Annotated in this window: 13 protein-coding genes; 1 reads left to right on the forward strand and 12 read right to left on the reverse strand. The window is 31.4% G+C overall.

Going from position 1 to position 13,626, the window contains the following annotated elements:
* Positions 1-81 precede the first annotated feature (81 nt).
* From VBY68_RS13795 to rnpA, 3 genes are read right to left on the reverse strand one after another with little or no spacing between them, the layout of a single operon-like run.
* Entirely contained in the window at positions 82-1,761 is a 1,680-nt protein-coding gene (locus VBY68_RS13795; protein WP_124587829.1) for a DUF6909 family protein, read from the reverse strand.
* Between the two features lie 40 nt (positions 1,762-1,801).
* Positions 1,802-3,427 carry a S41 family peptidase gene (locus tag VBY68_RS13800; RefSeq protein ID WP_415270054.1) on the reverse strand — a complete coding sequence of 542 codons (1,626 nt, stop codon included), beginning with the start codon at positions 3,425-3,427 and terminating at the stop codon, positions 1,802-1,804.
* Positions 3,417-3,836: a ribonuclease P protein component gene (gene rnpA / locus VBY68_RS13805; protein WP_237270775.1), complete on the reverse strand. Its 420-nt coding sequence runs from the start codon at positions 3,834-3,836 to the stop codon at positions 3,417-3,419. The genes VBY68_RS13800 and rnpA overlap by 11 nt, the downstream gene beginning before the upstream one ends.
* Before the next feature lie 110 nt (positions 3,837-3,946).
* Here rnpA and VBY68_RS13810 point away from each other — a divergent pair, with 110 nt between their 5' ends.
* A complete protein-coding gene (locus VBY68_RS13810; RefSeq protein ID WP_099214886.1) occupies positions 3,947-5,125 on the forward strand; it encodes an acyl-CoA dehydrogenase family protein in 1,179 nt (392 codons plus the stop codon).
* Between the two features lie 85 nt (positions 5,126-5,210).
* Here the strand turns inward: VBY68_RS13810 and VBY68_RS13815 are convergent, their stop codons facing one another.
* The 9 genes from VBY68_RS13815 to VBY68_RS13855 all read right to left on the reverse strand — a co-directional run bounded on the left by VBY68_RS13815 (position 5,211) and on the right by VBY68_RS13855 (position 13,528).
* Positions 5,211-5,345, reverse strand: a complete 135-nt coding sequence (locus VBY68_RS13815) for a hypothetical protein (protein WP_255406688.1) — start codon at positions 5,343-5,345, stop codon at positions 5,211-5,213.
* 211 nt (positions 5,346-5,556) lie between these two features.
* The gene (locus VBY68_RS13820; RefSeq protein WP_124587824.1) at positions 5,557-6,357 is read right to left on the reverse strand and encodes a heparin lyase I family protein; all 801 of its coding nucleotides are present in this window, start codon (positions 6,355-6,357) and stop codon (positions 5,557-5,559) included.
* Between the two features lie 104 nt (positions 6,358-6,461).
* Positions 6,462-7,004, reverse strand: a complete 543-nt coding sequence (locus tag VBY68_RS13825) for a pyridoxamine 5'-phosphate oxidase family protein (RefSeq protein ID WP_099214884.1) — start codon at positions 7,002-7,004, stop codon at positions 6,462-6,464.
* 92 nt (positions 7,005-7,096) lie between these two features.
* Positions 7,097-7,786 carry a hypothetical protein gene (locus VBY68_RS13830; protein WP_415270055.1) on the reverse strand — a complete coding sequence of 230 codons (690 nt, stop codon included), beginning with the start codon at positions 7,784-7,786 and terminating at the stop codon, positions 7,097-7,099.
* A 67-nt stretch (positions 7,787-7,853) separates the two neighbouring features.
* The gene (glpK, locus tag VBY68_RS13835; protein ID WP_273694988.1) at positions 7,854-9,338 is read right to left on the reverse strand and encodes a glycerol kinase GlpK; all 1,485 of its coding nucleotides are present in this window, start codon (positions 9,336-9,338) and stop codon (positions 7,854-7,856) included.
* A gap of 672 nt (positions 9,339-10,010) precedes the next feature.
* Positions 10,011-10,688 (reverse strand): response regulator, encoded by a 678-nt coding sequence (locus tag VBY68_RS13840; RefSeq protein ID WP_099214882.1) that lies wholly within the window; start codon positions 10,686-10,688, stop codon positions 10,011-10,013.
* Positions 10,657-12,516: a tetratricopeptide repeat-containing sensor histidine kinase gene (locus VBY68_RS13845; protein WP_415270056.1), complete on the reverse strand. Its 1,860-nt coding sequence runs from the start codon at positions 12,514-12,516 to the stop codon at positions 10,657-10,659. The genes VBY68_RS13840 and VBY68_RS13845 overlap by 32 nt, the downstream gene beginning before the upstream one ends.
* 92 nt (positions 12,517-12,608) lie before the next feature.
* Complete coding sequence (locus VBY68_RS13850) at positions 12,609-12,785, reverse strand: hypothetical protein (RefSeq protein ID WP_415270057.1); 177 nt, start codon at positions 12,783-12,785, stop codon at positions 12,609-12,611.
* Positions 12,786-12,997: 212 nt separating this feature from the next.
* Entirely contained in the window at positions 12,998-13,528 is a 531-nt protein-coding gene (locus tag VBY68_RS13855) for an RNA methyltransferase (RefSeq protein ID WP_415270058.1), read from the reverse strand.
* Positions 13,529-13,626: the final 98 nt, after the last annotated feature.

The following is a 13,626-nucleotide window of genomic DNA, read 5'->3' on the forward strand; positions in this document are numbered from 1 at the left end:
TTTAAAATTGTAGAAAAAACAAAAAAGGCCTCTTTTTGAACAAAAGGAGCCTTTTTTTATTATTTCATTGTCGCTTTGCAACTAAAATATTTGCTCTAGTATTTTTTGTGTAATAGCGTAAGTTGGTGTTACTCCGCTCATTCCAAGTCCGCCAGAAGCAAGTGTAGCACCAGTTTCTAGAGGATTATCAGAAGCATAGTAAGCGTAGCGTACTTTCACATTTTCTGAAATATTACCTCTAATTTTTGAGGCAGATTGAATCGCTTTTTGATAATGCGCTCCTTCCATTTCTAGTCCGATTACATCCCAAGTAGAATCATGAAAGAATCGTAATAAATCTTTATTTTGTAATGATGTTCCTAATACAGTAATCATAGCTCCATCAAAAACTTGAACACCAAAACCTTCTAAATCTTCTTTTGATAATTCGTTTTTAAATGGATAGTTATCAGCAGTACCTTCAAAAATATGTGAAGAAGGAATCATAATATCTCCTTTACCACCTTCTAAAATACCAGCTTTACCCATAATTGAAACAGACTGAACATCTAGATGAATTTTATCTCCTTTTGTTTTGTATGGCTTTAAAAGTTCGTCCATAGTTTCAAAAGCCTGTTCACCAAATGCATAATCCATTACAATAATTACAGGATCTTCTCCAACAGAATTAACTTTGTTAAAAGAATTCGTTTCAAAATCAATTTTTCCTGTATCAATTACCTGAACATTGATGTTGGTTCCTGAAGTGTCTTTAATATAAATTAACCCGTTTTCTGAAGCATAATTTTTAACGGCAGACTGTAAAGCACTACTGTTGGTATTACTCAATACTTCAAAAAGTTGAAAATCTTTATGTTTTTTAGCTTCTTTTGGTAAAGCATTTTGGGCATAGATACTATTCATTACACTGTGCATATTTGCACTGATGATATGAATAGGACGTTCTATTAATCCGTTGTCTAACAACACTTTTTTAATGTTGTTAGCCCATATTTCTCCATAATAATGGTGTCCAATTTCTTCAATTAAAACAGAACTGAATTTAATAGAGCGTTTTTGGTCGTATAAGGCTTCATTAATAGCAAGCTTACCTAACCAATAAATTAGATGGAAAAATCTATTTGGATTCTCTTCTGTTGCAAACGTGTTGTATGCATCATATACTTCATCGTAAGTTCTTCCTAAAATATTACCAAGATGTACAACAATTACATCTTTTTCCTCATCGGTAAGTGTTTTATTATGTATTACAATATCTTCCAGTTGTAACCATTCACGAATAAAACTTTCTCCATTATTAAAAACTACACGGTCTTTAATTTTATGAGATTCAATAAATAAAAATGTCAAGTGTGTAAGAATATCGTAAATTTCAGATCGTCCTCTGGTAATTTCAATATTCATTTGGTTCTTGTCAATACGATAGCAGTTTCTTCTTCTTTTAGGAGGAATAATTGCCTTGAACTTAGAGTTACGATACCCTTCATCAGCAGTTAAATAAATAAACTGACATTCTTCAATTCCTTCAGGCAAACGTTCAATAACGTATACCAGTCCGTTTAATTCAGTTTTATTTTCTGCAATTGAACCATAAATTTCTGGACGTAAAGATAAAAGTGATTTACGTAACGTTTCACCAGAAACACCCATTGGCTTGTAAAAACCGCGACTAAATAAGTGTCGCATTGAAATGTATAAACGCTCAATAGCATTTGTAGATTCTTGGGCTCTTGTACGTTCTTTTAGGATAGGTTTTGACATATGTTTTTAAAGTACAAATATACAAATTATGTTAAAGAAGCTATTTTTTTAAAATACTGCTATATTTTTTAGGGCTATTTAGCAAGTTAACGGCATTTTTTATAGTAATATCATTTTTAAATAAATGCTTATACATTCCTTCTTTATATGCATAACGTTCAACAATTTCATTTTCAATTTCTCTTGATAAAATATCTTCATTTACTAAAACTTTAGCAACTTTAGTGGCTTTTAATTGTTGGATAATCGTGTTATATTCTGAAGTAATTTTATTATTGTTTTCTACTGATTCATATGCTTCTTGGAAAAGTTTTTCTTCTTTAGATACAAAAGCGGTGTCTTTACGAAGCAAATATTCTTTAAATTGATTAAAGTTTGTAGATGAGAAAGTATAGTTTTCAGCAGATAAATTAGGGTTTTGATGTGTGAAATCAGTTACAAAATTAAAAATAGCTCTTGATTTTAGTAGTTCATCTGTTTCTTTTGTTTTTTTAGAAAATTCACTTTCTACATCAGGAGTTACACCACCTCCATCGTATACTTTTCGTCCATTTTGAGTTGTAAACTCATTAAGAGTAGTATCCGAAAACTTAGGTACTTTTCCTGTTTTTGAATCTCTATTAGCATAATCTAATTCCTGAATACAGCGCCCGCTAGGAGTGTAATATTTAGAAATTGTGATTTTCATTTGTGTTCCGTAACTCAAATCAAAGTAACGTTGCACCAGTCCTTTTCCAAAAGAACGCTCACCCATAATTACAGCTCTGTCATAGTCTTGTAAAGCACCAGAAACAATTTCTGAAGCAGAAGCCGATCGACCATTTATTAATACTACAATAGGAATTTCAGCATCTAAAGGTTCTCTATTTGTTTTATAAGTTCTACTGTTTTTTTGAGTTTTTCCACGAGTATCTACAACTTTCAAACCTTTGGGAATAAATAAATTAGTAATGTTTATTGCATCAAATAAAGAGCCTCCAGGGTTATATCTTAAGTCAAACACTAATTTTTTCATTCCTCTTTTTTTTAGGTCACCAAATGCGTTTACAACACTTTCGGTAGCTTTTTGACTGATAAATCGTGTTAAAACAATATATCCTGTTTCGTTATCAATCATATCATAAAAAGGAACAGGGTCTAAAATAACTTTATCAAGTTTTACAGAAACATTTTTTGTAAGATTATTCCTTTCTATCTTTAAAGAAAGTTCTTTTCCTGGTACTCCTTTTAGCATTTGAGAAAACTGACTTCTTTCTAAGGTATCTAATTCTTGTCCGTTTACATTGGTAATAATATCACCTGCTTTTAAGCCAGCTTTATCGGCCGAAAAACCTTTGTAAACTTCAGAAACTACAATTCCTTTTTTAGTATAAAATGTAGAAATACCAATACCTCCATATTCACCTTCACGACGAATACGCGCATCTTCAACATCTTGTTCGTTATAAAAATTGGTATAAGGATCTAAATTTTTAAGCGTGTTTTTTATCGCTTTGTCAGTTAAATCTCCTGGGTTAATTTCATCAATATAATTAATGTTTAACTCTTTAAAAAGGTTGTTGTAAATTTCAATTTGTTTAGCAATCTCAAAAAAACGAGATTGAAAAGAAAAGAAAAGAGAGATTACAATGAGTGAGCCAAAAAAAAGGAATTTTCTATTTTTCATCTTGAGTAACTTCTGTAATAAACTGTGTTAATAATTTCTTCATTTTATGCTCTAAATCGGCATATTTCCATTCATCTCTTGCAAGATAAGAAATCATAAACACATACGGTTTATCTACAGTCTCATAAATAGTATGCTTTTCTTTACGGTATGTTTCGCGAAGTAACCGTTTTATACGGTTTCTATCCACGGCTTTTTTAAAGTTACGTTTAGGTACAGAAACTCCAACTTGTGCAGGGAACTTAGAGGTGTGTTCGGTTTGTATATATACCATTCTTAGTGGAAAAACTTTTATCACCTTTCCCTCCTCATATAATCTTCCTATGAGCTTTTTGCTTTTTAAACGCTCCTCTTTTCCTAAAGTAAATCTCATTAGTACAAACATACGCAAACCTGCACTAATAACCATTTTTTTAAGTATTTTTGAAATAATTCTTTTAAGAAACCAAATAAAATCAAACCGCGATTAATTTTATACTTCTCTTATACAATTGGTAAAATTAATTTTAAAACATATTTATGAAGTCTGATTTATTTCAAGCCCCAGATTATTATCAAGTAGACGATTTATTAACCGATGAACATAAACTTGTTCGGAACACAGCTCGCGAATGGGTTAAGAAAAACCTATCTCCAATTATTGAAGAGTATGCACAACGTGCAGAATTTCCGAAGGAATTAATTAACGGATTGGCAGAAGTGGGAGCTTTCGGATCTTATATTCCTGAAAAGTATGGAGGTGCAGGGTTAGATCAAATTTCTTACGGGTTAATTATGCAAGAGCTAGAAAGGGGTGATAGTGGAATTCGATCTACTGCTTCAGTACAGTCTTCTCTTGTTATGGGACCTATTTATAACTACGGAACCGAAGCACAAAGACAAAAATACTTACCAAAACTAGCTTCTGGTGAATGGATGGGAAGTTTTGGGTTAACTGAACCAAATCACGGTAGTAACCCTGGAGGAATGGAAACCAAGTTTAAAGACATGGGAGATCATTATTTATTGAATGGAGCAAAAATGTGGATTTCAAATGCGCCAATTTGTAACGTAGCAGTTGTATGGGCAAAAAACGAAGAAGGACGTATTCATGGTTTGATAGTAGAACGTGGTATGGAAGGTTTTTCTACACCAGAAACTCATAACAAATGGTCGTTAAGAGCATCAATTACAGGTGAGTTAATTTTTGACAATGTTAAAGTTCCAAAAGAAAACTTATTGCCAAATAAATCAGGATTAGGAGCACCTTTGTTGTGTCTTGACTCTGCGCGTTATGGTATTGCTTGGGGAGCTATTGGTGCTGCGATGGATTGTTATGATACGGCGTTACGTTATGCGAAAGAACGCACACAATTTGGAAAACCAATAGGTCAATTTCAGTTGCAACAAAAAAAACTAGCTGAAATGATTACAGAAATTACAAAAGCACAGCTATTAACATGGCGATTGGGAGTATTAAAAAATGAAGGTCGTGCTACATCTGCTCAAATATCTATGGCGAAGCGAAATAATGTTGATATGGCATTAAAAATAGCTCGAGAAGCAAGACAAGTGTTAGGAGCAATGGGAATTTCTGGAGAGTACTCAATTATGAGACACGCAATGAATTTAGAAAGTGTAATAACCTATGAAGGAACGCATGATGTTCATCTATTAATCACAGGATTAGATATTACAGGATTAAATGCATTTAAATAAAAAGAAGAAGAAGCACTCAAACGTTAAACCACTAACACATTATTAAAGAGTGCTTCTTCAATCAACTATTAAAACTAAAATTTACCTACTCTTTCTTCTTGCCACCATTAACAAGAATTAAAAGAGCAGTTACTAAACCTATACAAACCAAACCGAAAATAACCATCATAATGGTTCCGTTTGTCCAAGATACCATTGGGATGTTCATTAATTCTACCATTTCTTCTTATACTTTACTGTCTCAAAAATACAAGCATAGTTTAAGTTAAAACATGATTTTTATCAGGGTTTTGAAAAAATGAAGAGATTTTATTAAATAAATTAGAAAGATGTTTCTTCTTTTAATAATGTATCGAAACCGTAAAAACTAGTTTGGTTTAAGTCTTATCTGTCTAGTATTATTTAGTTTATGAATATTTAAGTGCCCTGTATTAAAATGAAGAGTAACTTAAAGATAGATTATCTATATAAAAAATAGTATCTTCTAAGTACCCAGAGTTCGACCAGCCCATTAAATACATTTCGTTCATAAAGTTTTCATCAATACCACCATACATATTAAGTGCTTTTTCATCACAAACCAGAACGTCATTTTTCCATAGTTGCATTACTCCATCAGTAGCTTCTTCACTACTTGGAGCTTTAACTCTAGCCATAATGTGAATCCACTTTCCATGATCGTCTTCGGTAATAAAATTAGTACCTAAGCCCCCTGAAGGTGATATGCTTGGTTGCTCGGTTCCATTTCTGTATCTATGTAGGGTTAAATTAGAACCTCCTGTATTATTTGGAGATAATGACCAATTTACATGAAAACCTGGATATCGATAATCACTTTTATAAACTGCTAAAAATTTATTGTTGCTAGCTGAGTTTTCTTCTTTACGATGAGTATAATTATTAGGGATGTAAAGATCATACTTTATCCACAACTCTCCAGTATTTGGATAGGATATTCTTTGCTCAGCAAAAGCGTCTTCTCCTGATAATCCGCCTTTATAGTAAAACTGAAGGGAGTACTCTCCACCTTTCTTTACTTTATTAGAAACAGATGAGTAGGTACTGCTACCATAGCTAACATTATTTTCTGTTTTAGATAAATCACCTTTTTCAAAGTCATCAAAAAACAAAATATTTTCTGAAGGTTCTTCAATTACCTTAGACTCCTCTTTTGTACAGGATATTAAAAATAGAGTAAGGAAAACAGATAAAGACAGGAAGCTTTTTTTCATAGTATAATAATTGTTTAGCAGCGTATATTGTTAATGTGTTGATTGTTAAAACGATTATAAATTAGGTTTAGTGTTCAAATTAAAAACCTTATAAGCAAAGAAAGTTAAGAATCTAAGCCACTTTTTAAACCATCAATACTAGTTTGGTTTCTGTCGTTCCAATATTGTTTAATTCCTTCTTCACCTTTTTCAGTAGCCCAATCATTTAATTGATTTCGTTCTCCTTGGTATTCATAAAAAGGAATTGACATTCCACAAGAGGTTTGCACACTTTCTACAGAAACAATAAATATTTGACGAGTACCTGGAAGTTTAGGAAACAAATTAGCATAATTATTCCACTTATCATGAGTAGGAAGAACTTCTTCAGCTTTTCCATATAGCCTGAGTATATTTGGAGCACTTTCAAAAGCACAAAACATGATAGTTATTCGATTGTCGTTTAGCAAATGCGCTGAAGTTTCGTTTCCGCTACCTGTTACGCTTAACCAAGCAACCTTATTCTCGTTAAGTACTCTAAAGGTGTCCATTCCTTTTGGTGAAAGATTAATTCTTCCTTCTTTTGCTGCTGTAGCAACAAAAAACATCTTTTGAGCTTCAATAAATTTTTGAACTCGATTTGTTATTTTGTCGTAAAACTTAGCCATGATTCTTTATTTTTAGTCAATCCAATCTTTAGTACGTTCAATATACCTTAACTTTATAAGTATTGTTTAAAAAGCATTAAGGTTATAAACGTCTAATATTTTGTAGCACTCCATGTTTTGTTTTCAGAGCCAAAATTATAGGTTCCTTCCATAGAGTTTTTGGTAATAATACCTTTAAATTGGTATCTTGTATTTGAATCTTCTGAAGAATCTAAATCATAGTTTAGAGTATTTTCATCTAATGACCATGTCCCATAAGTTGTATATGTGCCAGGGAAATCAGGTTCATCATATACAGTAGTTCCATCTTCATTGAAAGTTACATCTGCATGCCAATAACCATAATACTCATTAGGATTGGTAGGATCATGTACTAATAGGAAGTCCCAAGTAGTACCAGCCAAAGAAGATGTCGTATAAGGTACTTCTTCACTATATGCAGTTCCATTAATATTAGTTGCATAAATTTTGAAGTAATAAGTTGTATTTGCAGTTAAATTAGAAATTATTTTTGAAAAAACATTAGTATTTTCAGTTATTATATTATCATAAATAGTTGGATTTGGGTTTGTACTCCAGCAAATTCCTTGACTGATAATTTCGTTTTCATCAAGTGATTTTACTTCTCCACTAATTTTGATTGTAGTATAAGTGATTTCTAAGTTTTCTTTTGTAGTAGTGTTAATAGCTATTGGTAGATCCTTTTGAAGGGTGTCAGTGTCACTACAACTAAAGAGTATTAATAAAAAGCTGATAAATAAATAATTAAGGTAGTTTTTCATGTTTTTTTACAAAAATGCTCATTTTTTTTGAATAAAAAAACTAATACTTTTATGATTTGTTTTCTTTTTAGTCAATCCAATCTTTAGTGCGTTCAACAGCTTTTTGCCAAGTACGGTATAGTTTTTCTCTTTTTTCTTTAGGAAAAGAAGGAGTGAAGGTTTTATCTATTTTTCGTTTATTAATAATATCGTTTTGTTGCCAAAAACCAACACAGAAACCAGCTAAATATGCTGCGCCCATAACGGTGGTTTCAATTTCTTCAGGACGTTCCACATCCACATTTAAGATGTCTGCTTGAAATTGCATCAATAAATTATTAACACAAGCCCCACCATCAACTTTTAAAGAAGAAAGCTGTAGCATACTGTCTTTTTGCATAACATCTAAAATGTCTTTGGTTTGATAGGCTAATGATTGCAAAGTAGCTTTAATTAAATGGTTTTTTCCAGTATCACGAGTTAAACCGAAAATAGCTCCTCGTGCATACATATCCCAATACGGGGCACCTAATCCAGCAAAAGCAGGAACCACATAAACAGGGTTTTCTTCAGTAACTTTTTCAGCAAAAAGCTCACTTTCTTCTGCGCTATTGATAATTTGTAGTCCATCACGTAACCATTGAATTGCAGAACCAGCAACAAAAACACTTCCTTCGAGAGCATAATACACTTTGTTGTTAATTCCCCAAGCAATAGTGGAAATCAAACCATTTTCAGAATATTCTAAGTTTTCACCTGTGTTCATCAACATAAAGCATCCAGTCCCGTAGGTGTTTTTAGCCTCCCCTTTTTTAAAACATGCTTGTCCGAATAAGGCAGATTGTTGATCTCCTGCAATACCTGCAATTGGAATTTGAACTCCATTTAATTTATAATTTCCAAAATGATAAGAAGAAGGTTTTACTTCTGGTAACATTGAAGTTGGAATGTTTAACTCTTTTATTAAAGTTTCATCCCAACACAAGTTTTTTATATCATATAACATGGTACGCGAAGCGTTGCTATAATCAGTAGCGTGGACTTTTCCATTGGTTAGGTTCCATAAAAGCCAAGAATCAATAGTTCCAAATAACAAATTCCCTTTTTCAGCATCTTCTTGAGCTCCATCTACATTATTTAAAATCCAATGAATTTTAGTAGCTGAAAAATAACTATCAATTACTAATCCAGTAGTTTTACGAACATAGTTTTCAAGTCCAGTTTCTTTGAGTAATTCACAAGTATTAGCAGTTCGCTTGTCTTGCCAAACAATAGCATTATATATTGGTTTGCCAGTGTTTTTATTCCAAACAACGGTAGTTTCACGTTGATTGGTAATACCTATTCCAGCTATTTCTGAAGGCAATATTTTAGCCTGTTCAAGAGCTTGTTGTAAGGTTTTTAACTGAGTTTGTAAAATTTCGTTGGCATCATGCTCTACCCAACCAGGTTGAGGAAATATTTGTTGAAACTCTTCTTGAGTTTTTGCAATAATTTCTTCTTCTTTATTAAGAATAACTGTACGACAGCTAGTTGTTCCTTGGTCTAAAGCAATAATATATTTTTGAGTCATTTAGGCATAAAATGATTGAACGCCTAATTTACAATTTTAGTCATGTGTAATAAAAAAAACCTTCTAGAATTTCTAGAAGGTTTACACGTTTAAGTTTGGTTAGTTAACTTTTAGTGTCTCAAAGCATATCCAGCTCCTTTACCAAATTCAGCTAATACTGAAAGTAATGTGTTTAAGCCTTTGCTTGTCTTGCGTAGTAATAATTTTCCCATTTTTAAAATAATTTAATTCCCCTTAAATTAATTGTCATTAAAGAATGAACATGTCAAAGATATGTTGATAATCAGAGGTATAAAACGGGATTTCCGAAGTTAAAAGTGCAATTTTCCGAAAGAGCATAAAAAAAACCTTCTAGAATTTCTAGAAGGTTCATTATTCCCCTTAAATGTCTTTTTTCAATTAATCTTGAAAAGAAGATGTCACAAATGTAAGGAGAGATTAAAGGTTAAAAAAGGGTATTTCCGCAAAAAAAAGTGTGGTTTTCCGCAAAACACAAAAAGAAACCGTTTCCCAAGAAAAAAGCCTTTAGATATCTAAAGGCTTTTTCTATATTCTCTCTCTTTCAAGATTCTTCCCAACAATGGTTTTGAATTCTTTTGCGAAAGTATTCTTTACTTGTAATCTATAAAAAGGGATAACCGTAAAAATAAATGCGTATTTCCGCAAAAGAATCTAATCTATAATTCCTAATTCTTTTGCTTTTAACACTAGGTCTGTATTGTTATTGGCTTGTAGGTCAGTTCTTAGCTTAGATAGCTTACTTTCTATAGAACGGACTTTTATTAATGAACCATCACTTTTTTTAATTAAACCTTCTAGATTAGAAATCTTAGCATGTTTAGGAAGTTCTTTTAAAATTTGAACAGCAATATCATCCATTTGTATTTCTACCAAGGCTCTCTTTAAGAGTTTTTGATGAATTTCATGGGTGTAATATACTTCACCTTTCAACATTTTTTGAATAGCAAAGGTTAATTCGTCAGTGCTACACTTACCTTTTAAGATATATGCAGAAGGATTTAAATTATGTATTACATTAAAAATTCTGTTAGTTTCAGAGTGCCCTGTAATTACTCCTACTTTAATTGGAATTTCTTCTTTGAGGATAGATTTTATAAAAGACTCGCCACCATCTAAAACAACATTTTTGTTTTGATTGTCAAAACTTAAATCGGTAAAAACAATATGAAATGGATTTTCGCTTAAACTTGATTTTATTTTAGAAAAAGCTTCGTCACATGAATTTGCCGTTTCAATTTCTAAACCATCTATATCTTTCAAATACGAAAGAATTCCTTCAAGAATTAACTGATGGTCATCAACTAAAAGTATTTTTGTTTGTCCAGCCATTTAGGGGTATTTGAATATCGGTTTGGGTTCCTTTACCTACTTCACTATTAATGGTTAACGTTCCGTTTAACTCTTCAATGCGTTCTTGTAGGTTTTGTAAACCAATTCCTTTTTTACTAATGTTGGTATCGAAACCAATACCATCATCAACAATATTCAAATGTACGTATTTTTTATGTACAGAAAAATTGATAATTATCTTACTTGCCTTTGCGTATTTTTTACAATTTTGTATGCTTTCTCGAGTACTTAGGTAGAGTAGACGCTTTATAGAATTATCAACAGTAGTCCAATTATAGTTTTGCAATCCATTTAGCTTTATTTTAAAATCAGGTTCAAAATAATCACTCACTAAATTAATAATTTGATTTTTAAAGGAAACTTTATTAAAACTAATACTACTTAATTGATGTGATAAATTACGTACATTTTCTTTTACAGCATCTAATTTTTGAGCTTCCTCTAATAAATTAGACTTTTCTAACTTACGATGTAGTAAGCGTAGGTCACCTGCTACCTCATCATGCAAAGATTTAGCAATTTGTTTGCGTTCATGTTCCCTTACTTGTACCTGTTGTAGTTGTGCTTGGTATAATAATTTTCTTCTACGTTGAAAATAGAACATAATACTAAAACCAAATAATAAAAGACCAATTGCAGCAGCTAACCAGCCTATTGTTTTTTGTTGTTTATGATAAAGTATTTCTGCTTGTTTTTGTTGGTTTTCTGTTTTTAAAACAGTGTTTTCTTTTTCTTTTTTATCAGTTTCGTATCTAATTTTAGCAAATTGATTTTTTAACCTACGCTCGTTTTGAAATAAACTATCATTTAACGTAATATATTCTCGTAGATATTGTTTTGACTGTTCACCATTAGTTAAAACCGAAAGGTTTTGTAATGCCTCTAACCATTTTTTATTATTATGAGTTTGTTTAGCATATTTTAAAGCTTTGCTAGAATAGTGGTGAGCTTTTTTTAATTGATTTAAATCTTTGTAATAGTTAGAAATGTTAATATGTAACATACTCAAATTACTTAAATCATTTAATTTTTCTCTTATCGACAAGACTTCTTCGTATTGTCTAAGTACGTTTTCCTTCTTACCTGAAGAGTAATTACTGAACGCTAAATTTTCCAATAATAAGGCGTATTGAATAGGAAACTTTTCTTTGATACTATCTTGAGATAACCCTTTTTTAAAATAATTAATTGCTTTCTGATGTTGTTTTTGCTTTTGGTATAGTAATCCTATATTATTTATTATGTAGATGTGTCCAGTATCATTTTTGTTTAATTTATTGTAAGATAGAGCAATGTTATAATACCTTAAGGCTTCTTCAGGCTGATTTAATTCTTCAGATATTAGACCTAATCCATTGTATACTCTCTCTGTATAAATATTTGAATTTATTGGCTCTAAGTACTGTAGAGCACTAACAAAACTAATTTCACTCCCTAAGTAATCTTTAGCATCTCGTTGTAGGTAAGCAATACTTAATAGACGTCTACCTACTGCTAAAGAGTCATTAACTTTTTTAGAAATATCTTTTGAACGATGGTAATAATAAAAAGCACTATCATTATTAAATGTAAGCTTATTTTGGAGAGCTTTAAAATGAAAGTACTTAGCTAATAAAATGGAATCTTTTGTTTTTTGATATAATGAATCGACTTGTACCGTGATTGTTTTTAATAATGGAAGTTTATTACTAAAATAGGCTTTTCTTCCTTTTTCTATTAATGTATCTCTTGTGGAGAAATAATCTTTGTTTTCTTGAGCCAAAAGAAAAGAGGAGTAGAATAGGAGAATACAAAAGAAAGTTTTCATAGTTATAAAAATAAAACCATTACTTTTCAAAAGTAATGGTTTTATTTTTAAATTATATACAAAGAAAATATGTTTACTAAGTAGTTTTACTTCTAATCTCCTCCTTGACCACCGCCGCCGCCGCCTCCAGTGGTTCCACCAGTTTTAGGGCCATCAGCATCACCGATATTATCTTCTCCTTGATTGTCTAAGTTTTGCTCTTCAATGTTTGCATCTTGTTCATCTAAACCTAGACTCATTACTGTTTCTTCAAAGTATTTGTTTTCCATATTATAGGGTTTATAATTACTAAATAATTTTGGGGATAGATAGGGAGAATAAATTATTGTCTAAAGTAATGTGTTTTTAGGAGAAAGACAAAAATTTAACATTCTGTTTTTAAAAGAATGAAATCGTCATTGCGAACGCCAGTGAAGCAATCTTTGAATTATGAACTCTAAATAAGCAGATTACTTCGTCACTATTGTTCCTCGTAATGACATTACTTTTTCATTTTAGTAAACAAATCCCATAACACGACTCCACAACTTACCGAAATATTCAGCGAGTGTTTAGTTCCTAATTGCGGAATTTCAATACAAACATCAGAAGCAGAAACTACCTCCTGCTGTACACCTTTTACTTCGTTACCAAATACAACTGCATATTTTTGATCAGTTTTAGGAATAAAAGTATCTAACATCGTACTATTTTCTGCTTGTTCTATGGATAGAACTTTTACATTTTTCGCTTGTAGTTTTTCAACTAAATCCATAGTGTTTTCAACATATTCCCAATCTACAGATTCGGTAGCACCTAAAGCAGTTTTATGAATTTCTTTGTTAGGCGGAGTTGCTGTAATACCACACAAATAAATTTTTTCAATTAAAAAAGCATCCGAAGTTCTAAAAACTGAGCCTACATTATTCAAACTACGAATATTATCTAATACTACTATAATAGGAGTTTTGTTTGTTTGTTTAAACTCCTCAACTGTTTTCCTGCCTAGTTCGCTGTTTTTTAATTTTCTCATAAAGTGGTTTTCAGGTTCAAAAGTTTAAAGTTGTGGATAACTTGAAACAAAAGAAACTCTAAACTTTTCTATCTTCGCAAAACTAACCCAAAAAATCT

The organism is Tenacibaculum ascidiaceicola, assembly GCF_047470925.1.
Classification (GTDB): domain Bacteria; phylum Bacteroidota; class Bacteroidia; order Flavobacteriales; family Flavobacteriaceae; genus Polaribacter; species Polaribacter discolor.